At 43.5% G+C, this 23,454-nt stretch carries 24 protein-coding genes and 1 riboswitch; of the genes, 23 read left to right on the forward strand and 1 reads right to left on the reverse strand.

What is annotated here, in order from left to right:
* The first annotated feature begins 59 nt into the window (after positions 1-59).
* From IGJ01_RS05600 to IGJ01_RS05640, 9 genes are all read left to right on the forward strand, one after another.
* Positions 60-767: an AzlC family ABC transporter permease gene (locus tag IGJ01_RS05600; RefSeq protein ID WP_005237112.1), complete on the forward strand. Its 708-nt coding sequence runs from the start codon at positions 60-62 to the stop codon at positions 765-767.
* A complete protein-coding gene (locus IGJ01_RS05605; RefSeq protein ID WP_194199409.1) occupies positions 760-1,077 on the forward strand; it encodes an AzlD domain-containing protein in 318 nt (105 codons plus the stop codon). Before IGJ01_RS05600 ends, IGJ01_RS05605 begins: the two co-directional genes overlap by 8 nt.
* A gap of 34 nt (positions 1,078-1,111) precedes the next feature.
* Entirely contained in the window at positions 1,112-1,975 is an 864-nt protein-coding gene (locus IGJ01_RS05610) for a CvfB family protein (RefSeq protein ID WP_005237107.1), read from the forward strand.
* A gap of 109 nt (positions 1,976-2,084) precedes the next feature.
* Positions 2,085-2,537: a Fur family transcriptional regulator gene (locus IGJ01_RS05615; protein ID WP_005237105.1), complete on the forward strand. Its 453-nt coding sequence runs from the start codon at positions 2,085-2,087 to the stop codon at positions 2,535-2,537.
* A gap of 232 nt (positions 2,538-2,769) precedes the next feature.
* Positions 2,770-3,660, forward strand: a complete 891-nt coding sequence (gene xerD / locus IGJ01_RS05620; protein ID WP_005237104.1) for a site-specific tyrosine recombinase XerD — start codon at positions 2,770-2,772, stop codon at positions 3,658-3,660.
* 14 nt (positions 3,661-3,674) lie between these two features.
* Positions 3,675-4,424 (forward strand): segregation/condensation protein A, encoded by a 750-nt coding sequence (locus tag IGJ01_RS05625; RefSeq protein WP_430601510.1) that lies wholly within the window; start codon positions 3,675-3,677, stop codon positions 4,422-4,424.
* Complete coding sequence (gene scpB, locus IGJ01_RS05630; RefSeq protein ID WP_005229316.1) at positions 4,417-5,001, forward strand: SMC-Scp complex subunit ScpB; 585 nt, start codon at positions 4,417-4,419, stop codon at positions 4,999-5,001. The genes IGJ01_RS05625 and scpB overlap by 8 nt, the downstream gene beginning before the upstream one ends.
* 2 nt (positions 5,002-5,003) lie before the next feature.
* Positions 5,004-5,720, forward strand: coding sequence for a pseudouridine synthase (locus IGJ01_RS05635; RefSeq protein ID WP_034872188.1), 717 nt, complete (start codon positions 5,004-5,006; stop codon positions 5,718-5,720).
* A 79-nt stretch (positions 5,721-5,799) separates the two neighbouring features.
* Positions 5,800-5,924, forward strand: a riboswitch (FMN riboswitch).
* Between the two features lie 150 nt (positions 5,925-6,074).
* On the forward strand, positions 6,075-6,668 hold the full coding sequence (locus IGJ01_RS05640; RefSeq protein ID WP_016613081.1) for an ECF transporter S component: 594 nt from the start codon (positions 6,075-6,077) through the stop codon (positions 6,666-6,668).
* Between the two features lie 57 nt (positions 6,669-6,725).
* Here the strand turns inward: IGJ01_RS05640 and IGJ01_RS05645 are convergent, their stop codons facing one another.
* Positions 6,726-6,941 carry a ferredoxin gene (locus IGJ01_RS05645; protein WP_005237096.1) on the reverse strand — a complete coding sequence of 72 codons (216 nt, stop codon included), beginning with the start codon at positions 6,939-6,941 and terminating at the stop codon, positions 6,726-6,728.
* A gap of 26 nt (positions 6,942-6,967) precedes the next feature.
* On the opposite strand from IGJ01_RS05645, the gene IGJ01_RS05650 reads away from it, so the two are divergent.
* From IGJ01_RS05650 to IGJ01_RS05715, 14 genes are all read left to right on the forward strand, one after another.
* The gene (locus IGJ01_RS05650) at positions 6,968-7,963 is read left to right on the forward strand and encodes a helix-turn-helix domain-containing protein (RefSeq protein ID WP_194199410.1); all 996 of its coding nucleotides are present in this window, start codon (positions 6,968-6,970) and stop codon (positions 7,961-7,963) included.
* Positions 7,957-9,339 (forward strand): RecQ family ATP-dependent DNA helicase, encoded by a 1,383-nt coding sequence (locus IGJ01_RS05655; protein WP_430601511.1) that lies wholly within the window; start codon positions 7,957-7,959, stop codon positions 9,337-9,339. The genes IGJ01_RS05650 and IGJ01_RS05655 overlap by 7 nt, the downstream gene beginning before the upstream one ends.
* Positions 9,340-9,411: 72 nt before the next feature.
* Complete coding sequence (locus IGJ01_RS05660) at positions 9,412-10,038, forward strand: SAG1386/EF1546 family surface-associated protein (protein WP_005237087.1); 627 nt, start codon at positions 9,412-9,414, stop codon at positions 10,036-10,038.
* Between the two features lie 105 nt (positions 10,039-10,143).
* A complete protein-coding gene (cmk, locus tag IGJ01_RS05665) occupies positions 10,144-10,815 on the forward strand; it encodes a (d)CMP kinase (protein ID WP_005237085.1) in 672 nt (223 codons plus the stop codon).
* A gap of 212 nt (positions 10,816-11,027) precedes the next feature.
* Positions 11,028-12,242, forward strand: a complete 1,215-nt coding sequence (gene rpsA / locus IGJ01_RS05670) for a 30S ribosomal protein S1 (RefSeq protein WP_061053908.1) — start codon at positions 11,028-11,030, stop codon at positions 12,240-12,242.
* A 163-nt stretch (positions 12,243-12,405) separates the two neighbouring features.
* Positions 12,406-13,716 carry a ribosome biogenesis GTPase Der gene (gene der / locus IGJ01_RS05675; RefSeq protein WP_005237082.1) on the forward strand — a complete coding sequence of 437 codons (1,311 nt, stop codon included), beginning with the start codon at positions 12,406-12,408 and terminating at the stop codon, positions 13,714-13,716.
* 234 nt (positions 13,717-13,950) lie between these two features.
* Positions 13,951-14,226, forward strand: coding sequence for an HU family DNA-binding protein (locus IGJ01_RS05680; protein WP_003126821.1), 276 nt, complete (start codon positions 13,951-13,953; stop codon positions 14,224-14,226).
* A gap of 568 nt (positions 14,227-14,794) precedes the next feature.
* Positions 14,795-16,483, forward strand: coding sequence for a dihydroxy-acid dehydratase (ilvD, locus tag IGJ01_RS05685; protein ID WP_008381045.1), 1,689 nt, complete (start codon positions 14,795-14,797; stop codon positions 16,481-16,483).
* Between the two features lie 2 nt (positions 16,484-16,485).
* Complete coding sequence (ilvB, locus tag IGJ01_RS05690) at positions 16,486-18,186, forward strand: biosynthetic-type acetolactate synthase large subunit (protein WP_016621017.1); 1,701 nt, start codon at positions 16,486-16,488, stop codon at positions 18,184-18,186.
* Between the two features lie 4 nt (positions 18,187-18,190).
* On the forward strand, positions 18,191-18,667 hold the full coding sequence (gene ilvN, locus IGJ01_RS05695) for an acetolactate synthase small subunit (RefSeq protein WP_005229349.1): 477 nt from the start codon (positions 18,191-18,193) through the stop codon (positions 18,665-18,667).
* A gap of 50 nt (positions 18,668-18,717) precedes the next feature.
* On the forward strand, positions 18,718-19,707 hold the full coding sequence (gene ilvC / locus IGJ01_RS05700) for a ketol-acid reductoisomerase (protein ID WP_430601512.1): 990 nt from the start codon (positions 18,718-18,720) through the stop codon (positions 19,705-19,707).
* A 2-nt stretch (positions 19,708-19,709) separates the two neighbouring features.
* Positions 19,710-20,972 (forward strand): threonine ammonia-lyase IlvA, encoded by a 1,263-nt coding sequence (gene ilvA / locus IGJ01_RS05705; protein WP_016621018.1) that lies wholly within the window; start codon positions 19,710-19,712, stop codon positions 20,970-20,972.
* A gap of 167 nt (positions 20,973-21,139) precedes the next feature.
* A complete protein-coding gene (locus IGJ01_RS05710; protein WP_008381049.1) occupies positions 21,140-22,189 on the forward strand; it encodes a hypothetical protein in 1,050 nt (349 codons plus the stop codon).
* Positions 22,190-23,449, forward strand: a complete 1,260-nt coding sequence (locus IGJ01_RS05715; protein WP_315037515.1) for a tetratricopeptide repeat protein — start codon at positions 22,190-22,192, stop codon at positions 23,447-23,449.
* Positions 23,450-23,454 lie beyond the last annotated feature (5 nt).

Below are 23,454 nucleotides of genomic sequence, written 5' to 3' on the forward strand. Positions count from 1 at the left end.
TTTCCCCTCCTTGTTTTCGATATGATGAGAGATAATCGTTCAAACAAGGAGGGGTTTTTGTGCAGAAAATTGAGAGATATGATCGGTTTGAAGACGGGGTCATTGCTTGTGTACCAACGATTCTTGGGTACCTGGGCATTGGTTTTGCAATGGGGGTTGTGGGAAAAGGCGTTGGGTTGTCTATTCTAGAAATTATTTTAATGTCTATTATTGTCTATGCTGGCAGTGCTCAATTTATCATTTGCGCCTTACTAGCGATTCAAGCACCTTTCATGACAATCGTCGCAACAGTTTTTTTAGTGAATTTACGACACTTTTTAATGAGTTTGTCAGTAGCTTCCTATTTTAAAAAGACACCGTTGCTTTCTGCCATTGGTATCGGGACACTTTTGACTGATGAATCCTATGGCGTTTTGACGACGGCACTGCAACAAGACAAACCAGTCACAGCGAAATGGACCCACGGGTTGAACGTAATGGCTTATTTGAGTTGGATTTTTGCGACGTTTTTGGGTGGTTTATTGGGTTCATTTATTCCAGATCCAGAAGCGTTAGGCTTAGATTTTGCCTTAGTAGCTATGTTTGTTGGTCTTTTTTTATTTCAAGTAGAGCGACCGCTTAAGAAGAAAACCCAGCAAACGCTCTTGATACTAGGGACAGTTGTGGTGACCTTGATTTTATTTATGCGTTTTTCGACCGCAGAGATTGCGGTAATTGCGGCGACACTGGCAGGATGTTTGGTTGGGACGGTGACACACCATGACTAATTTTGTTATACTGATGCTAGTATGTGGATTGGTTACTTGGCTTCCGCGGATCGTTCCTTTTTTATTTTCTAAGAAGCTCGTCTTCCCGGAAACTTTCACCTTTTTTTTGAGTTATTTACCGTTGTGTATTTTGGCGGCATTGTTGGTGCAAAATTTGCTGATCTTTCGAGAAGGCCAATTCCCCATTTTGAAAGTTAAAGAAACCATTGCCTGTATCCCGGCATTATTGGTGGGGTATTATACCAAAGATTTGATGAAAATCGTTATCACAGGCGTTATTGCTATGGCGCTGTTGCGTTTCTTTTTATAGGAACGAGCAGTTTTAAAGAAAAAGGAGAGAATAGATGAAAGACTTATTAGCATCCGTATTCAGCGGATTGATCATTGATGAAAACGAACAGAATTATTTTGTTCAAAAAGGCGGGGTTACCTTCCGACTAGCCAAGGAAGAAGGCGAACATCATTTAGGTGAAGCCGTCGAAGGGTTTGGCTATCAAAATCAAAAGCAAGAAAATGTGCTCACTACGAATATTCCGAAAAGCCGCAAAGGGCATTATGCCTTTGGTACAGTCACAGGAAGCCGTCGCGACTTAGGCGTTTTCGTCGATATCGGTTTGAAAGACAAAGATATGGTGGTTTCATTAGATGAATTGCCAACAATGCGGGAACTTTGGCCCAAAAAAGGCGACCGTTTGATGGTCAGCTTGCGGGTCGATGACAAAGAGCGTATTTGGGCTTCATTAGCAGATGAGAAAATTTTTAAGGCATTGAGCAAAAATGGTACGGAGCAAATGAAGAATCTAGATGTTACAGGTAGCGTGTACCGTTTGAAGTTAGCGGGTACTTACTTGCTGACGGATGATTTTTATATTGGCTTCGTCCATCCATCAGAACGGTATCAAGAGCCGCGCCTTGGGGAAGTGGTCAAAGGGCGAGTGATTGGGATTCGTCCAGATGGTGTCTTGAACCTTTCATTGAAACCAAGAGCCCACGAGGCGATCTCAAATGATGCCGCCATGGTTCTAACCTTTTTAGAACGAGCGCCTGAGAACAAAATTCCTTTCACGGACAAATCAGCCCCAGAAGAGATTTTGCAAACATTTGGTATTAGTAAAGGCCAATTTAAACGGGCATTAGGAACCTTGATGAAACAGCGTTTGATTGAGCAAAAAGACGGCTTTACGATTCTTATCAAAAAACCTAATTGAGAATACTTGTTTCTTTTATCGTTCTAATTTATAATGATTACAATGTTTGTCTTGAGTGATTTTCACTCAGATTAGAATCGTTATAAATTAACGGCATACGGAGGCAACTATGAACACAACAGCAGCGTTAAAAAAGACCAAGAAACAATTGCACGAGTCGGGGTTTAAATTAACTCCTCAGCGAGAAGCGACGTTGTTGGTCTTATTAGAAAATGAGAAAGACCATTTATCCGCAGAAGAGATTTTCTTTTTTGTGCGAAAAAAAAATTCTGAGATTGGCTTGGCAACCGTCTATCGAACATTGGAGATCTTAACGGATCTGAAAATTGTCGATAAAGTCAGCTTTAATGACGGTGTCGCTCGCTATGATCTACGTAAAGAAGGTGCCAAACACTTTCATCATCACTTGTTGTGTTTGGAATGCGGCAATATTGAAGAAGTCGAAGAGGATCTGCTGGGCAGTGTCGAAGAGATCGTTGAACAAAAGTACCATTTTTTAGTAAAGGATCATCGGTTGACCTTTCATGGTGTCTGTCAAAAGTGCCAAAGCAAAGCCGAGTGATTGTACTTTGGCGATCTTAAATAAACGTTTGTTATCACCCGAATGATAGTCAGATGGTTTCCAATAGGAAGAGTGCTCTTTTTTCCGATTTGAAAGAAACCGAAAAATCTGCTATGATTCGGGTGTTTCCTTGGGCAAAAGATACGGGTAGATGCCTCTTTTTTATTGGCAAGCTACTATCTTAACGAGCCAGAATTTGATATGATAAAAAAGCTGAAAGTAGAGGAAGCCCATGAACGAACAAATCATTGATTATCTTCATTATTTGACCATTGAGCGCGGGCTATCCCAAAATACCCGTGCCAGCTACCAGCGAGATCTGCAACAGTATCTTGCGTTTTTACAAAAAAAACAAGTCACTCAGTGGCAGCAGATCGACCGAGTGATCGTTTTGTCTTTTTTGCAAAGTCTGCAAGAAGCGGGAAAATCCTCGGCAACCGTGATTCGGATGGTTTCCAGTTTGCGAAGGTTCCATCAATTTTTGCGTCAAGAACGGTTTACCGATCATGATCCAATGCAGCATATTGATTCACCAAAAAAACAGCAGAAGCTGCCTGATACCTTGAGTTTACAAGAAGTGGAGCGGTTGATCGAAACACCGGATACGCGAGCAGTTTTGGGCATCCGTGACCGAGCGATTTTGGAAGTGATGTATGCGACGGGCTTGCGCGTCAGTGAGTTGATCGGGTTAAAATTAAACGATCTGCATTTAAGTATGGGATTGTTGCAAACAACCGGAAAAGGCGACAAAGAACGGATCGTTCCATTAGGGGACTTAGCGATTCAATGGATCGAAACCTATCTCAGCGATGCGCGTCCGTATTTGACGAGAAAAACGCCGGATGAAAGCCATCTGTTTGTAAACAACCATGGTACGCAACTGTCTCGTCAAGGGATCTGGAAAAATTTAAAAGCCTTGGTTCGACAAGCTGGGATCACCAAGAATGTGACTCCCCATACGCTGCGCCATAGTTTTGCGACCCATCTATTAGAAAACGGGGCAGATCTACGAACGGTTCAAGAGTTGCTAGGGCACGCAGACATCTCGACCACTCAGATTTACACGCATATAACGAAGAAACGGATGACGGAAGTGTACAAGCAGCACTTTCCGCGCGCCTAGAAATCGAGGATGGAATGGAAGAAATCAAAATAAAATTAGCTGTCTTTGAAGGACCGTTGGATTTGCTGCTTCATTTGATCAAAAAACTGGAGATCGATGTTTATGATATTCCAGTTGCTACCATCACCGAACAATACATGCAGTACATCCATGCCATGAAAAATTTAGAATTAGAAGTCGCTGGAGAGTATTTAGTCATGGCGGCGACTTTGATGGCGATCAAAAGCCAGATGCTGTTGCCTAAACAAGAGTTGATTGCTGAAGTCGAAGAGTACGAAGAAGATCCGCGGGATATGCTGGTGGCACAACTGCTAGAATACCGAAAATTTAAGTACGCAGCCGAACAGCTTTCAGAAAAAGCGGAAGAGCGCAGTTTGTATTACACGAAAGATCCGATGGATGTCGATGAATACAAAGAGGAAGAAGATCAATTAAGAGCCAATCAATTCAACACGATCGATCTCTTTTTGGCTTTTCAAAAAATGATCGAGAAAAAGAAAAATCGCCAAGTACTAGAAACCAAGATTTCTCCTGATGAAAGCACCATCGATGAAAAGATGGCGGCGATTCAGTTGGAGATGCAACATGTGAGTGCTAAAAAAGGCCGCAGCTTTGATTCGTTTTTTACTTCTTACAATAAAACAGAAGTTGTGGTAACCTTTATGGCATTGTTAGAATTAATGAAAAAAGGAACGATTCGAGTAGAGCAATCAGACAATTATGCGTCGATTCTGCTCTATCCAACAGGTAAAGAAGATGAGTAAATATAGTGAATTAGAAGCGATCTTATTCGTCGTCGGTGATGAGGGGATCGGACTTGAAGAACTGAGTTATTTAGTCAAAAGTAATACTGCCAGTGTCTATCAGCATTTGCAGGAACTAAATCAGCAATATGAAGAAAATGAACATACCGCGTTGCATATTCTAGAAGTTGGCAATCATTTTATTTTAACCACTAAAAAGCAATTTGCCCCTTTATTGAAGAAATACGCCGAATCACCGATGGGGAGTTCATTGTCGCAAGCCGCTTTGGAAACTTTGTCGATCATTGCTTATAAGCAACCGATCACTCGGATGGAAGTAGAAGAGATTCGCGGCGTTCAATCCAGCGGTTCGGTCCAAAAACTGGTGGCAAAGCGGCTGATTGAAGAAAAGGGACGCGTGGACGGACCAGGACGAGCGATCCTATACGGTACGACGGAATACTTTATGGATTATTTTGGCTTAAAAAGTTTGGCTGAATTGCCTGACATCCAATCAATGGAAGATGAACTTGAAGAAGATGCACCGTTTGATCTTTTTTACGACCGCTACAAACAAGCAGAAACAGAAGGAGAATGAAGATGGAACGTTTGCAAAAAGTGATTGCCCATGCCGGCATCACCTCAAGAAGAAAAGCTGAAGGATTGATAACCGAAGGCCGTGTGCGAGTCAATGGACAAGTAATCAAAGAATTAGGGGTCCAAGTCGGTTCAAAAGACGTCGTTGAAGTGGACGGCGTTCCGATCGAACAAGAACAACATGTCTATTATCTGTTCTATAAACCTCGTGGCGTGATCTCAGCTGTAACAGATGATAAAAAACGCAAAGTCGTTTTGGATTATTTTGCTGAAGTCCCTGAACGGGTGTATCCAGTCGGCCGCTTGGACTATGATACCTCCGGTTTGCTGCTACTGACAAATGATGGGGAATTATCACAGACACTGATGCATCCAAAACACGAAGTCGAAAAAGTGTATGTTGCCAAGGTCAAAGGCATTGCGGATAAAAAGCAACTGCTCCCATTGACCAAAGGAATTCGGATCGAAGGGCGTAAGACCGCGCCTGCTCGCTTTGAAATCTTATCGACAGACCAAACGGCACAATCTAGTATTGTGCAATTGACAATCCACGAAGGTCGCAATCATCAAGTCAAAAACATGCTAAAAGCAGTTGGTTTGCCTGTGCAAAAACTAAAACGGGAAAACTATGGTCCGTTAGATTTAAAAGGTCTTCGTCCAGGGGAATACCGAGAGTTGTCGAAGAAAGAAGTCAGCCAGCTGAAAAACAGTGCAAAATAGTTGAAAAGTATCTGAAAACGTAACTATTGTTAATTTTTAGATTTTGTGTATAATAGAACATGTAATAAATAGAATAAAGGTTCGTCTTCAGGGGCAGGGTGCAATTCCCGACCGGTGGTTATAGTCCACGACCTATTTCTTCGGAAATAGCTGAATCGGTGAAATTCCGATACCGACAGTACAGTCTGGATAAAGAAGATAGAGCGTATTTGATTTGCTTATGGCTATTTCGAATGCCCTCTTTTTTCCCTGTGGAAAAAAGAGGGCATTTTTTGTCTGGCGCCGACAAGAAAGCCGAGGAAATTTAATAGGTTCGTTTGAAGAGGAATCCTGAACTTAGGAGGATTTATACTGATGAACAACAAAACAAGAAAAATGGTGACGATCGCCATGTGTGCTGCTATGGGAACAATTTTGCAATTTATCGCTTTTCCAATTTTTCCGGCATTCAGCTTTTTAAAGATCGATTTTAGTGATATTCCCGTGATGATCATGATGTTTTTATTTGGTCCTTGGAGTGGGGTAGTGACTGCCTTCATTCGTTCGGTCCTGCATTTGTTCTTATCTGGTTTTTCACCTGCTGATATGGTGGGAGATACGGCAAGCTTTTTAGCATCATGTGCCTTTACTTTGCCAATGTACTACTTTTTCCGCAAAGGTATCCACACCAAAAACAAAATGGTTGGTGTCATCAGCGGTATCTTGTCGGTAACGATTTTTATGAGTGTGGCGAACCTATTTGTGATCACACCGCTTTATCTACGCTTTTTCGGGGTCACAGCCGATCAATTTTTAGGGATGTCTTTGCCGCAATATGTGGCGATCGGGATTTTACCCTTCAATTTGGTTAAAGGAGCGATCGTCAGTGCCGTCTTTTTAGCACTACATGCCAAACTGCTCCCATGGTTGGCTCGTAAGCAGCCCCATCATTCTGCTATAGGAAAATAAAAAATGAGCCGACTTGCTGTGGCAGACGAAAGGTCTGTTAATGGCAGGTCGACTTTTTTATTTTTCTATAAGGATCGCTCTGGTGGGGCATTTGCGATAAGCAGTTTTGACTTTTTCTTGTTGTTCTTCTATGATAAACTGTTGCCGTGCACTCGGTTCTTGGGCAAATAAAACGATCCCATCTTCATCATAATCGAAGATCTCGGGAGCATAGATCGCACATAGTCCACAAGCAATGCAGCGCTCAGGAACAATTTTACAGCGTTGTGACATTTTTTAGTCCTTTCTGGGAGGAAGATATGGATTCTTTTATTTTAGCGCTGTTTTCTGATACTGACAAGCTGCGCCCATCAACACTTTATCAAATTCTCATTGGTAAGCGTACTAGCTCTGTCTTGAGTTATGCCTTATTTTATGATCGCTTAGGTCTCTTTCAATCGTTGCCCCAGTTGAATGAGAAAGCGTATCAACAGACGCTCGCTAACTTGATCCAACGAGGGGCTCTAAGTCGAGATTCAGATGGTCTGCTGCTCAAAACGACCGCTAGAAACAGCCAGCAGCCAGGTGAACGATTGTTGCGTTATGCGAATTACTTTCGTTATGGACGAACGACGGAGGAGGCTTGGCGTTTTGTTCGGCTGCTGGTTCAAGCAGCTGCGTATCAAGGCGTGACCAATCAGTATATTCCCGTTGAAAACACGCCACTCTATACAGAACCTGTCCGTCAGCTGATCCGTCACAATCCTGACATCAAAAAGTGCCTGTATCAAGAGCTATCAGCAATTTTTGACCAGCTTCCCGCAGAAATGGCAGATTTTTTAGCGGGCACCTTATCGGGTCCAGATATTCTAGGGCAGGCGTTTTTTCAGCTTTTACCAGAAAATGTTCAAAGTAAGCCTTGGGCCACTCTTTATGTAGGAGCTTCGATCCATCAATTTTTAACCTTGATCGAAAAAACGCCCCAGACGATCCTGTTTCGAGGATTGTCGCCTTTTCTGAAGAGAAATTTAAACCAAAGCATGGTGGAAAGCCGAGCATTGTTTTTGCGAGGCGATTCTGTCGAGCAGATTATGGAAAAAAGAAGGATCAAACGAGGAACTGTTAATGATCATTTGATTGAGTGGGCACTGCTTGATCCGACATTTCCGTATCAGCGCTTTGATACATCATTGCTGAATAAGCTGCCAGAAACTTCTTGGAAAAACAGCTATCAAGAATTACAGGAGCTTCTTACGACTGATTTTTTGACGATCCGTTTGTTACAGATTGCTCAGAAACGGGGGATTCGATGTTAGAAAACGCACTGAATCAGTACTTTGGCTTCAAAACATTTCGTCAAGGACAAAAAGAAGTCATCGAAAGTGTTTTAGCGCAGCAAGATACGTTGGCGATTTTGCCTACCGGGAATGGCAAAAGTCTCTGTTATCAGCTGCCAGGGTACCTCATAGATGGCATCGTAATCATTATCTCACCGCTTGTTTCTTTAATGGAAGATCAAGTCTATGGCCTACAAAAGCAAGGGGAAAAACGCGCGATTGCGTTTAATAGTCAACTGGACCTTGCCGATCGTCACTATGTGATGCAGCATTTATCGCAGTACAAATTTTTGTTTTTAAGTCCAGAAATGATCGTGCAAGAAGCCATTTTGCAACAACTCGAACGAGCTAAGATCGCTATGCTCGTGGTGGATGAAGCTCATTGTGTTTCCCAATGGGGCATTGATTTTCGACCAGAGTACTTGCAGCTTGGTGAAGTAAAAAAACGGTTGAAGGCACCCGTCACATTAGCATTGACGGCTACTGCCACGGCGCAAGTCGAAGCAGATATTCGGCAAGTGTTGTTAGCAAAGAACGCCAATGTCTACCGTTATTCGATGAACCGCAGCAATATCGGCTTGTTCGTAGAGAAAACGTCAGACAAAGATGCGGCATTGGCAGACTATCTCAGCCGCTTAGGCGGGGCTGGGATCATCTATTGTTCCACAAGAAGCAAAGTCGAAGAAGTCTATAACAAACTGCGTCAGCGCTATTCGGTAGGCTATTATCATGGTGGTCTAGCGAGCGATCAAAGAAAAACGTTGCAGCAGCAGTTTTCTCAGAATAAACTAAAATTGCTCGTCGCAACCAATGCGTTTGGGATGGGGATCAATAAAGAAGATATTCGTTTTGTAATCCATTATGACTTGCCTGATTCGCTGGAAAACTACAGTCAGGAAATCGGTCGAGCAGGCCGCGATGGCAAACAAAGCAGTGCGATCTTGCTTTATCAGGAACACGATGAGCAGATTCACTACTTCTTTCAGCGAGAAAACAAAGAAGAACGCCGTGCTTTAGAACGAATGGCTCAGGAAAAGATGAAAGGACCTTTGACACCGCTGCAAGAAAAATGGCAGAAGAAGATGAAGGAGTTGGGGGCTGCGTTTTGGCTGGAAACGCTAAAACAAAACGAACAGCAAAAGCAAGAACAATTACAAAAAATGTTGGCTTATATTCATTTTACCGGCTGTCGTCGCCAGTTTTTATTGGCGCACTTTGGGGAAGAAGCATCAGCAAATCCTTATTGTTGCGACAATGACGGGATCGAATTGGCAGTGGAAGAAGAGCTTTTAGAAAAAAAAGTCATCCTTCATTGGCAAGAACGTTTAATAAAAATTTTTAAAGATATAAATTGAATCGTATTTTGCAGGACAGTTTTTATTTACCTATGGTATAATACATCGGAAGGAAACTAGGAGGGAATACGAGTGAGCAAGAAAGACAATGACTACAATTCAGAAAATCAAGAACCGTGGGAACAACCAATCTATGATACAGAATACGATGATTCTGCATCAAGATCCCAACAAAGAAAACAAAAGCGTGGGAATTCACTCTTTTTGACGATCGTTTTAGTTTTGCTTTTCTTGATCGTGGCAATTCCGGTTGGTGCCGGTATTTGGGTATTGAATCATAACAGTGATGCCCCGACCGCAGCAAGTTCAAGCAGTACAGTAGAAAGTACGACAGAATCTTCGACAACCGAGTCATCAACAACGGAATCATCAACTGCTGAATCGACAAGTGAAACGAGTTCGTCAACAAGTGAATCAAGTTCTTCATCAAGCAGTAGCAGTTCTGCACCAGCTTCAACGACGCCATCAAGTAGTAGTGAGCCGGCTCAACAAGAAAACAATGCAGGGCAAGACACTACGCAAAATAATCAAGGGCAAGGAGCGACTGGTACCGAGGAATACACGACGGTGCAAGCAGGTGAAGGTCCTGAACAAGTGGCAGCCCGTACAGGCATCTCAGTTGAAACCCTATATCAATTAAATGGGATTGATCCAAACAACTACATGCTATACCCTGGCGACACATTACGAATTAAATAAAAAACCGCTTTGGCGGTTTTTTTTCTTGGTAGGAAGAAGCCAAGGTGAACGATAAGCAGAAACGATGAAGGAATACACATCGTTGGGAAACGAGGAGTAAGAAAAATGAAAAAAATCAACATCGCTATTGATGGTCCGGCGTCATCTGGGAAAAGTACCGTGGCAAAAATCATCGCCAATGATTTAGGGTTTATTTATACAGATACCGGGGCCATGTACCGCAGCATCACGTATTTGGCCTTAAAAAGCGGCTGTTCATTAGAGGATGAAGCGGCGATCGCTGCTTTGATCGATCAATACCCCATCACTTTTGAACCGACTGAACACGGTCAAGAGGTCTTTGCAGGAGGAGAGCAAGTCACAGAAGCGATCCGTCAGCCAGAAGTAACCAACGCAGTTTCGAAGGTATCGGCATACCCTGCGATCCGCGAAAAACTAGTCCAACAACAGCAGATGATCGCTAAAGATGGCGGTGTCGTGATGGATGGCCGCGATATTGGTACGGCGGTTTTACCACAAGCAGAAGTCAAGATTTTTCTGGTAGCAAGTGTGGAAGAACGGGCGCAGCGCCGTTTCAAAGAAAATCAGCAAAAAGGGATCGGTACCGATTATGAAACTTTAAAAGAAGAGATTCAGCAAAGAGATTACTTGGATTCTCATCGGGAAGTCTCCCCTTTGAAACAAGCAACAGATGCCGTTCGAATTGACACCTCCGGTTTAACAATCGAGCAAGTCGTAGAAGCGATCAAAAAAACGATCCAAGAAAAGATCGACTAGCGAAAACAATGGGTGTTCCCCATTGTTTTTTTATTTTTCCTACGAAAAAGATGAAAGCAAGCAAGAAAACAGACGTGAAAAGACTTTTTCAACGAAAAAACCGTAGTTTTTTAGGAAAATAAGAGAAATCGCTTTATTTTTTTTTCATTCTATTTTAAACTAAAAGATGTAGTGCAATTATTGCAGAATTGTTGGTTAGGAGGACATGAGAGATGACAGAATTTGAAAATAATCAGGTTGAGAGTGGAAATGAATCAATGGAAGCCGCTTTAGACAATTTCCAAGAAGTAAAAGTTGGAGATATCGTTAAAGGCGAGGTATTGGCCATTGAGGATAAACAAGCGATCGTAGGGATCGAAGGCGCCGGTGTCGAAGGCGTTGTTCCTGCAAAAGAATTATCGACTTTACCTGTTGAAGACATCAACGAAGCAGTCAAAGTAGGGGATGTCTTAGAATTAGTTGTGATTTCAGCAATTGGGAAAGACAAAGAAAATGGCAGCTATCTCCTTTCTAAACGTCGCTTAGATGCGAAAAAAGTTTGGGAAGATATCGAAAAAGATTTCCAAGAAGGAAAAATCATCGAAGCACCAGTCACCAACGTCGTTAAAGGCGGATTAGTGGTTGACGTAGGGGTTCGTGGGTTTGTTCCAGCATCAATGGTCGAAGATCATTTTGTTGCGGATTTTGAAGATTACAAAGGGAAAACATTGACCTTTAAAATCGTTGAGATCGAGCCTTCTGAAAACCGCTTGATCCTTTCTCATAAAGCTGTTGTTGAAGCAGAAAAAGCAAAACAAAAAGAAGCTTTACTAGCTGATTTATATGAAGGACAAGAAGTAGAAGGGAAAGTAGCTCGTTTGACTGACTTTGGTGCCTTCGTGGACCTAGGCGGCATCGATGGACTTGTCCATGTCTCTGAAATTTCACATGGGCATGTTGGCAAACCGAGTGACGTTTTGTCTGTTGGAGATACCGTCAACGTCCGTATCTTATCTGTTGATGCAGACAAAGAACGTGTGTCTCTTTCAATCAAAGACACATTGCCTGGACCTTGGACCAATATTGAAGAACAAGCGGCTGTTGGCAGTGTCTTAACTGGGACTGTTAAACGTTTGACAAGCTTCGGTGCGTTTGTGGAAGTCTTCCCAGGTGTTGAAGGGCTGATCCATATTTCACAAATCTCCCATAAACACATTGCGACACCACATGAAGTCTTACAAGAAGGCGATGAAGTGCAAGTGAAAGTGCTCGAAGTGAACCCTTCAGAACACCGAATCGCATTAAGTATTAAAGCATTAGAAAAAGCCGAAAACACCAATGAAACACAAGAAGTTTCAGAGGATGATTATCAATTGCCAGAAGAATCAACTGGGTTTACCATGGGTGATATCTTAGGCAATGCCTTAAAAGACAGCGACGAAGAGTAATTGTATGCCATCAGCTTATAACGATTCGATGTTTGAATTTGTTATAAGCTGATTTTTTGTTTGCCGAGAAAGCTTGCAACTTTCCATGGCTTTAGGTAAACTAAGTAAGATTGAATACAAGAAGCAGCGTACAAGGACTGCTTTTTTAAATGGAGGGTAAAAAATGTCAAATCCAACAATAGCGATCGTTGGACGTCCGAATGTGGGGAAATCGACCATTTTCAACCGGATAGCTGGAGAACGAATTTCGATCGTTGAGGATACTCCAGGAGTGACCAGAGATCGTATTTATGCCACTGGTGAATGGCTAGGCCGTGAGTTTAGCGTAATCGATACTGGTGGGATCGATTTAAGTGATGAGCCGTTTATGGATCAAATCAAGCATCAAGCAGAAATCGCCATCGATGAAGCAGATGTCATTGTTTTTATTACGAGTGCTCGTGAAGGAGTAACAGATGCTGACGAGCTTGTGGCTCGTTTGTTATACAAAAGCAACAAACCCGTGATTTTAGCGGTCAACAAAGTTGATAATCCCGAGATGCGCAACGATATCTATGAATTTTATGGTTTAGGTCTGGGCGATCCATACCCAATCTCAGGAAGTCATGGATTAGGGATCGGTGATGTCCTAGATGAAGCAGTCAAACACTTTACCAATGAAGCGGAAGAAGAAGACGATTCCATTATCAAGTTTAGTTTGATCGGTCGACCAAACGTCGGGAAATCCTCCTTGATCAATGCGATTCTTGGAGAAGAGCGAGTAATTGTTTCAGATATCGAAGGAACGACTCGTGATGCGATCGATACCCATTTTACTAGCGAAAGCGGTCAAGAATTTACCATGATCGATACCGCCGGCATGCGTAAAAAAGGGAAGGTCTACGAATCTACTGAAAAATACAGTGTCATGCGAGCAATGCGGGCCATTGAACGTTCAGACGTCGTCTTGATGGTCTTGAACGCCGAAGAAGGAATTCGCGAGCAAGACAAACGGATCGCTGGCTATGCCCATGAAGCAGGCCGTGGAATCATTATCGTTGTCAATAAATGGGATACATTGAAAAAAGAAACGAATACGATGCGTGATTTTGAAGAAGAAATCAGAGATGAATTCCAATATTTGGATTATGCACCAATCATTTTCGTTTCCGCAGTGACGAAACAGCGCTTGAATAAGTTGCCGCAGTTGATCGAAGAAGTCAGCATGAATCAAAACATGCGTATTCCATCTGCGTTGTTGAATGACGTCATTATGGATGCGGTGGCGATCAACCCAACACCAACAGACAAAGGCAAACGTTTGAAGATTTTTTATGCGACGCAAGTGGCTGTCAAACCGCCAACTTTTGTTATTTTTGTCAACGAAGAAGAACTGATGCATTTCTCTTATGCGCGTTTCTTAGAAAATCAAATCCGCAAGGCATTCACTTTTGAAGGAACGCCGATTCGGATCATTCCACGCAGAAGAAAATAGAGATTTTATCATACTTTGTTTCTTTTTACAAAGAAATCTGTCCTTTTCTAGAAAAATGGGAAAAAACCAAAAAAAAACCCCCTAAAAACGTTAAAATCCTTGATATTACAAGGTTCTTATGATAACGTTATATCAGAATATTGATGGTAATCAATATTTGACAAAAACCTTGGACCACTCAAGATTTTTGTTGATGCATGACATCAAAAAAAATATCAGGAGGTGAAACCATCCATGGCAAATAAAGCAGAATTAATCGAAAAAGTTGCAGCAGCTACTGACTTAACTAAGAAAGACGCAACTGCAGCAGTAGACGCTGTATTCTCAACAATTCAAGACGCTTTAGCTAACGGTGAAAAAGTTCAATTGATCGGCTTTGGTAACTTTGAAGTTCGTTCTCGTGCAGAACGCAAAGGACGCAACCCACAAACTGGTGAAGAAATCAAGATCCCTGCTAGCAAAGTACCTGCATTCAAACCAGGTAAAGCTCTTAAAGACGCAGTGAAATAATTGAGTCTTGTAGAAACCCTTGAGTAATCAAGGGTTTTTTCTTTTGTCTAACTAGGAACTGCCACTATGCAGGCGGATCGAATGGGAAAAGAAACGGTTATTATTGTCAGAAAATTCAAAAATATTTTTTGTTTTTCTTTTGGTCTAAAAAAAACAAGGGTTGCTGGCACACTTTAATTCTCAAGCAAGAATAAAGGTGATTTAAAAGTCATTCTTATCAAAAGAAGCAAGCGATTAAATGACATCTGATGTGAGAAAGGGTTCCTTGGAATTGTCATTATTGAAAAAAAAATTCAGAAAATTCGTTGACAAGTGATTTTGCAAAGGGTATATTGGTAAACAATTACAAGAACGTTACTATTTCTAATGAAGGAGCCATTTTCTATGCGTAATTTTAATCAATATTTATTAGTCATTATTATTGATACCAGGACTTAGAACACGGAAGCAAAAATTATCCGTTTGTTTGAGTCCTATTTGCGTAAGTAAAATGGGATTCTGGCAAAGCATCCCAGTTTTTTATAACCGGGATGCTTTTTTTTATTCCAAAATGCAGGAGATGATGAGTGTGAGAAGTGATCAAATTAAAAAAGGGATCGATGCAGCGCCAGCTAGGAGTCTGCTCTATGCCACAGGACAAGTTAAAAATATCCATGATATGAACAAGCCATTTATTGCGATATGTAATTCCTATATCGATATCGTGCCTGGGCATGTGCATTTACGGGAGTTAGCAGATATCGCAAAAGAAGCGATTCGTGAAGCTGGCGGCATCCCTTTCGAGTTCAATACAATCGGCGTAGATGATGGCATTGCGATGGGACATATCGGTATGCGATATTCGCTACCTAGCCGAGAATTGATCGCTGATTCTGCAGAAACCGTCATCAATGCCCACTGGTTTGACGGCGTATTTTATATCCCAAATTGTGACAAGATCACTCCTGGCATGATCTTAGCAGCCATGCGGACCAACGTACCAGGAATTTTTTGTTCCGGCGGTCCTATGAAAGCCGGCATTGATCCTCGGGGACATCAAATAACCTTATCTTCCATGTTTGAAGCCGTTGGGACGTACAAGACGGGTAATATGACAAAAGAAGATTTTGAGTTTATGGAACAAAATGCCTGTCCGACTTGCGGCTCCTGCGCAGGGATGTTTACTGCCAATTCGATGAATTGCCTCTTAGAAATCTTAGGATTGGCAATGCCAGGCAATGGTACGATCCTCGCCGTGTCTGAAGAACGACGAGAACTAGTTAGACAAGCCGCCTTTAAGTTGATGGATCTTGTTGAAAAACAAGTGAAACCTCGAGACATCGTGACCAAAGAAGCTATCGATGATGCCTTCGCTTTAGACATGGCGATGGGGGGTTCCACCAACACAGTGCTGCATACCTTAGCGATCGCCAATGAAGCAGAGATCGATTATGACTTAAGACGGGTCAATGAAATCGCTAAAAGAGTGCCTTATCTCTCAAAAATCGCGCCATCATCAGCCTATTCGATGCATGATGTCCATGAAGCCGGTGGGGTTTCAGCAATCATTCGGGAGCTATGTGATATCGAAGGAGCGATTCATCCCGATCGACCGACTGTTACCGGTAAGACGTTACGAGAAAATGTCGCTGAAGCGAAGATCCACAACGAAGAAGTCATCCATCCGAAAGAAAACCCGTATAGTCCAGTTGGCGGTCTATCGATCTTGTACGGAAACATCGCCCCAGAAGGCAGTGTCATCAAAGTTGGCGGGGTCGATCCAAGTGTCCAAGTGTTCAAAGGGAAAGCGATCTGTTTTGATTCTCATGATGAAGCAGTCGCAGCAATCGACAATCATACCGTACAAAAAGGACATGTTGTAGTGATCCGCTATGAAGGCCCGAAAGGGGGGCCGGGAATGCCGGAAATGCTGGCGCCTACCTCAAGTATCGTTGGTCGTGGGTTAGGCAAAGATGTCGCCTTGATTACAGACGGCCGCTTTTCAGGAGCGACGCGGGGGATCGCAGTTGGCCATATTTCTCCGGAAGCTGCAGCCGGTGGTCCATTAGGACTAGTCAACGATGGCGATGAGATCATTATTGATTTGCCAAATCGAACGCTAAATCTGCAAGTTTCAGAAGAAGAGCTTGCCAAGCGTGCGCAAGAACGACCGAAGTTTCGTTCAAAAGTAAAAAAAGGATGGCTTGCACGTTATACCGCTTTAGTGACCTCTGCGAATACGGGCGGGATTATGCGAGTACCTGATGAGGAGGAGTAGCAATGGAAAACATCGACTATCAAGCATCGCATCTAAGGACTGGCGCGCAAGTGTTAGTGGACAGCTTGCAAGAGCAAGGCGTCGAAATGATCTTTGGCTACCCGGGTGGCGCCGTCTTACCGTTATATGACCAATTATATGATGCAGCGATTCCGAATATTTTGACGCGTCACGAGCAAGGCGCGATCCACGCCGCTGAAGGCTATGCCAAAGCTACTGGCCATGTTGGGGTCGTTTTAGTGACAAGTGGTCCAGGTGCTACGAATGTCGTTACTGGCATTGCCGATGCTATGAGCGATTCCGTACCGTTGGTGGTTATCACGGGGCAAGTGGCCGTACCAGGAATTGGCAAAGACGCTTTTCAAGAAGCGGATATTCTAGGTATCACGTTGCCGATCACGAAACACAATTACCAAGTCCGTTGTGTGGATGACTTACCGAAAGTGATCGCTGAAGCCTTTCACATCGCTTCAACTGGGCGTAAGGGACCTGTTGTGATCGACCTTCCGAAAGATATTACATTGCAAGAAACCGCTGAAACCTGCTCATTGCCGATCACAAGGAAAAGTTATCAACCGAATGCAGAGCCTTCCCGTCTGCAAATTGAAAAATTGATGCACGTTTTAGAAAAAGCACAGCGACCAGTGGTACTGGCTGGTGCAGGCGTGATCGCGGCTGAAGCTGCGGCTGAATTAAATGCATTTATTGCCAAGTACAAGTTGCCGACAGTCACAACGTTGCTCGGCTTAGGCTTACTGCCAAATGATCATCAATTTTTCTTGGGCATGGGCGGTATGCATGGAACGTATGCGGCGAACATGGCTTTATCAGAAGCCGATTTGATTATCAATATCGGCTCTCGCTTCGATGATCGCTTAGCGACTGCCGGCAGTCAGTTCGGCAAGCAGGCCATCGTTGCTCATATCGACATCGACCCGGTGGAGATTGGCAAGATTGTAGAGACAAAGATCCCAATCGTCGGCGATGCCAAGGCTGCTTTGCAACAGATGCTACGGTATCCGCCAACTAGAGGAACGTGGTCTGCCTGGTCGGATCTATGCCAAACACGGAAGACGGAAAAACCTTATCGCTATGATCGCACTCAAGCACAAGAAATCAAACCGCAAAAAGTCATCGAAGAAGTAGGGCGTTTGACCAAAGGAGAGGCTTACGTCATCACCGATGTTGGGCAGCATCAAATGTGGGTCGCGCAGTATTATCCGTTTCGCTTTCCTAAGCAGTTGATCACCAGTGGCGGACTAGGCACGATGGGCTATGGTATCCCTGCGGGAATTGGCGTCCAATTTGCTCATCCAGAAAAAATGGTCGTGGTGTTTGTTGGCGATGGCGGGTTCCAAATGACAAACCAGGAATTTGCTATTTTGAATGAGTATGGCTTGAATGTCAAATTTGTTTTGTTGAATAATCGTTCGTTAGGAATGGTCCGCCAATGGCAAGAAACATTTCATGGCAAACGACGCTCTGCCTCTGTTTTTGCACAGCAACCTGATTTTGTTAAACTAGCACAAGCTTATGGCATCGAAGGCTGTCGGATCGATGAACCCACTCAGCTTTCTGCTATGCTAGCGGAAGCTTTTGCACATACGGGGCCGCAACTGATCGAAGTAATGGTCTCGCCCTCAGAGCATGTGTTGCCGATGATCCCACCGGGGAAAGCCAATCATGAAATGATGGGGGTCTAAGGGGATGAAACGGGTATTAGCAGCAATCGTCCATAATGAAGCAGGTGTTTTGAGCCGCATCACGAGTGTCTTAAACCGCCGGCAGGTCAATATCGAGAGTATTTCTGTCGGCACAACGGAACGGCCAGAGTTTTCACGAATGACGATCATTGTCAACGTGAACGATTTGGCAGAAACAGAACAAGTGACCAAGCATTTAAATAAACAAATAGATGTCTTGAAGGTTTCTGATATTACAGAAGTTCCTCATATCGAACGAGAGCTGGTGCTGATCAAAGTCAATGCACCAACCACTAGCCGCTCGGAGATCCAAGCAGTGATTGATCCGTTTCGAGCGCACATTGTCGATGTCGCACTGAAAACGATCGTTGTGCAAGTTGCCGGTGATACGAAAAAGGTAGAAGCATGCATCGAAGTTTTGCGTCCCTACGGGATCAAACAGTTGGCACGAACGGGTGTCACTGGCTTTACAAGAGGGTAAGTGCAATTTTGAATTGCTTAAAATAAAGAAAGAATTCGGAGGAAACAAGTATGGTAAAAGTATATTACAACGAGGAAGTTACAGATAATCTAGGAGACAAGAAGATTGCGATCGTCGGCTACGGCTCTCAAGGGCACGCTCATGCGCAAAATTTACGGGACACAGGTCATGAAGTCTTTATCGGCATTCGTGAAGGAAAGTCAGCAGAAGCTGCAAGAAACGACGGATTTGAAGTCTTTCCAGTAGCCGAAGCCACTCAAAAATCGGACGTAGTCATGATCTTGGCACCCGATGAGATCCAAGGATCGTTGTATAAAAATGAGATCGAACCGAATCTTTCTGCCGGCAATGCATTAGCATTTGCGCATGGTTTTAATATTCATTTTGATGTGATCGCGCCGCCAGAAGAGGTGGATGTGTTCCTAGTTGCGCCTAAAGGACCGGGCCACTTGGTGCGTCGAACCTTTACCGAAGGGTTTGCGGTGCCAGCCTTATTTGCAGTCTATCAAGATGCGACTGGCAACGCACAAGCGACAGCTTTATCTTATGCAAAAGGCATTGGTGCCACACGGGTCGGCGTTTTGGAAACGACCTTTAAAGAAGAGACCGAGACCGATCTTTTCGGGGAACAAGCCGTACTTTGTGGCGGTTTGACCAGCATGATCGAAGCTGGCTTTGAAACATTGGTAGAAGCCGGGTACCAACCGGAATTGGCGTATTTTGAAGTTTGTCATGAATTGAAACTGATCGTTGACTTGATTTATGAAGGAGGATTCAAAAAAATGCGCCATTCGATCTCGAATACGGCAGAGTATGGCGACTACGTTTCCGGTGCTCGGGTGATCACCGCACAAGCCAAAGAAAACATGAAAGCCGTATTGACAGATATCCAAAATGGTCAATTTGCGAAAGGATTCATTGAAGACAATCAAAATGGCTTCCCTGAATTCTATAAAATGCGTGAAGAAAACGGCAACCATCAAATTGAAAAAGTCGGCAGCGAGTTACGGAAAATGATGCCGTTTGTTGCGAAAGATTAGAGGTGGCGCGTTTGTTGGTGACAGTTTCTGCAATCGAACAAGCATATGAACGACTGCGGGGAGCAGTTAGTCATACACCGCTGCAGTATGATCGCTTTTTATCTGAAAAATACCAAGCGACGGTTTTGTTGAAGCGAGAGGACTTGCAAAAAGTCCGCTCCTTCAAATTACGAGGTGCCTACTATGCGATCACCCAGGCAGATCCTGTGCAGACCAGTCGTGGCGTCGTCTGTGCCAGTGCCGGAAATCATGCCCAAGGCGTTGCTTATACCTGCCAAGAACAGCAGATCCATGCGGTCATTTTCATGCCAACAACGACGCCGCAACAAAAAATCGCGCAAGTTCTCTTTTTCGGCGGCGACTACGTCAAAATCGAATTGGTGGGAGATACCTTTGATGCGGCGGCGCAGGCTGCCAAACAATTTGCAAAAGAAAAGCAAATGGCTTTCATTGCTCCTTTTGATGATCCCAATATTATCGCAGGACAAGGAACAGTAGCCGTGGAAATGTTGGCGGATGCTGAAAAAAAACAAGTATCGATCGATTTGGTGGTGGCTGCCATTGGTGGCGGTGGTTTGATCAGCGGGACCGCAGCCTATTTGAAAGAAAAGCAGCCAAATATAAAAGTTGTTGGAGCAGAACCTGTAGGGGCCGCCTCGATGCAAGCAGCCTTTGATCACCAAGGACCGGTGGCTTTAGAGCATATTGAAACCTTTGTCGATGGTGCGGCAGTCAAACAAGTCGGAGCTCAGACCTATGCCCATGCCAAACGCTATGTGGATCAATTGGTAACGGTGGAAGAAGGTGCAATCTGCCAAACGATTCTAGAATTATACAGCAAACAAGCGATCGTCGCTGAACCAGCTGGTGCCTTGAGCGTGGCAGCCCTGGATGAGATCAAAGAGCAAATCAAAGGCAAGACGGTCGTCTGTATTGTGAGTGGTGGTAACAATGATAGTTCCCGCATGGCAGAGATCGAAGAGAAATCACTGATTTATCAAGGATTGAAACATTATTTTATCGTCAATTTCCCACAACGTCCCGGTGCGTTGAAGGAATTTGTTAGCCATGTATTAGGGCCTGATGATGATATCACGAGGTTTGAATATACGAAAAAAATCAATCGTGGAACAGGACCAGTAATGCTGGGAATCTTGTTGAAACAAAAAAACGATCTACCCGCATTACTGTCACGAATTGAACAGTTTGATCAAGGCTACATCAACCTTCAGCAAAATCAATCACTTTACTCGCTTTTGGTTTAGAAAAAAAACATGGTTTCCTTTGTTATATAGGAAACCATGTTTTTTGCTTTTTGGCATAGAATCATGGGACAAATCGGCGAAAATACTTCCTAATGGTTAGCGATTTAGTAGGTGTTTCAGCGGCTTCTTGCTATAATAGTAAGTAGTAGCAACAAAGGAGTGAGCCGATGGAAGCTGTTTTTTACAGAAATGAGCAAGAAACCCAGATTTCTTACGGGGAAACATTGGCATCGGTCATGAAAGGACAGTCGATCGAGCCGCAGCAGGTGATCATTTTGACGAATCAGCGTTATTATGACCGCTTTTCAGAAAAAGTAACCCGCCTGTTTTTGCCGCGCGAGGTCAATTGGTATATTTGTACCAACCAAATGTATTGCAACAACTTTAGTGAATTTAAGGCCGCAATGGATTTCTTCGGTCGCTTTTCAAAGCAAGAGTCCTTGTTGATCGTCGGGTTTGGGAATGAAGGTGTATTGGCACTGAGCAGTTTTATCCATGCGACTTCGGTCCTATCGACACAGCTTTGGTTGATTCCTGTTTCCTTGCGGGCCTTAGCCAAAAGTGTCAAAGAAACAGCGATCGTTGTGAAAAAGCCAGATATCCCGATGCTGGAAAATCCTAATGCACCACAATTTGTTATTTTCGATCAGACGATTGCCGAAAAGCAAATCGATGGGAAACTTGTCGACTTTTTGACCCTGATCCGTGGTGGCGTGCTTGCCGATAGCGATTTTTTAAAGGAACTTTATCGAACGTACCCCAGTCATCAGGCATTGATGAGACACTCGTTGGCAGCTTATACCAATCAGCTGATCCAATTGTATCAGCAGTCGGGACGCGAATTAGAGGAGTTTGGGCAACTCTTTGCCGATGCTGCTTATCAAACAGAAAATGGTCACTTGCTGTCTGATGCGATGAAATTGTTCTTTGGCTTTTTGTTTCATTTTATTTGGACAGTCCAGCAGCAGCAGTTGACTGTCGATCTGCCAGTATTTTGCCAATGGCTTGCACGATTAGGCTTTCCTATCGAATTGCCCGAGTCTTTTTCCTTAAGCGAATATTTCAGCCGTGTACTAGAATTGCAGCAAAAAGAAAAAAAACTGTTATTTTTGGCAAAAGTTGGTACAATAGGGGGCAGAACGGAAATCGAGGAGAAAGATCTTGTCCAAACGATGGAGACTTATCAGCGATTAATCAATGAGATTCGAGGGGTCTAAATGGAAACTTATAGTGAAAAAATGTTAAAAGCACTAGCCGCAGAAGAGTTGGCTGAAGCACAATTGAATTTTAACGAAGCACTGCAAAAAGATGATGATGAGACACTTGGCGCTTTAGGCGATGAATTACTGCAGATCGGTTTTTTAGAAGAGGCGAAAACGTTATTTGAAACCTTGCAGCAGCGGCATCCTGAAAATGAAGCTTTGCTGCTTCCTTTAGCGGAAATTGCGATGGAAGAAGACCAGATTGAAACAGCCTTCACCTATATCGATCAAATACCACCAACGAGTGAAGCTTATCTGCAAGCCTTGTTATTGAGTGCGGATCTTTACCAATTGATCGGTATCCCTGAAGTTAGTGAAGCCAAACTAAAAGAAGCGCAAAGCCTTGTGCCAGAGGAACCCTTGATTCGTTTTGCCTTAGCTGAGTTAGCTTTTTCAACGGATCGCTATCAAGAAGCTGTTGACCTTTATCAAGGATTGCTGGAAGAAGATATTACGGATATTTCGGGGATTTCGATCGTTGAACGGACCGGAACTTCATTGAGTATGGCAGGTAAGTTTGAAGAGGCGTTGGAATATTTTGAAGCAAGCTTAGAAGACGAACAGACGGACGAGCGTCTCTTTCAAACGGCTTTAGTCTATTTGCAGCTGAAGGAAAATGAACAAGCGATTCGCTACTTGCAGCAGTTGCGGGTCATGAATCCCCAATACCGGGCCTTGTATCTTTATTTGGCTGAAGCATTGCAAGAAGAAGAACAGCTGGAAGAAGCGCAACGTGTGATCGAAGAAGGGATTCATGAAGATCCATATCAAGTGGATTTCTATCATTTTGCTGCCGAGAATGCTTACCGACTTCATGACAGTGAAGCAGCCGAGTCATTTTTACTTAAAGCACTGGAAACTGGTGAAAAAGAAGAGGATACATTACTGACTTTAAGTAATTTATACTTGAATGAAGCGCGTTGGCAAGAAGCGATCTTGGCGATCGAGCGAATGGAAGACAATGAACAGCCTCACGCTTTATGGAATCTAGCGCAAGCCTTCAATGCGTTAGAAGATTTTGACAAAGCAGCAAAATATTACGAAGAAGCCAATGCTGATTTGCACCATGAACCGGCGTTTATGAAGGAATACGGCATTTTCTTACGTGAAGAAGGGCGTTTACCTGAAGCTCTTCATTTGCTACAACATTATTTGGCACACGAACCAGGTGATTTAGAAGTACAGTCGATCGTGGAGGACTTATTAGAAAGATAGGTGAG

The organism is Enterococcus sp. AZ089 (assembly GCF_050547225.1).
Classification (GTDB): Bacteria; Bacillota; Bacilli; order Lactobacillales; family Enterococcaceae; genus Enterococcus_D; species Enterococcus_D entomosocium.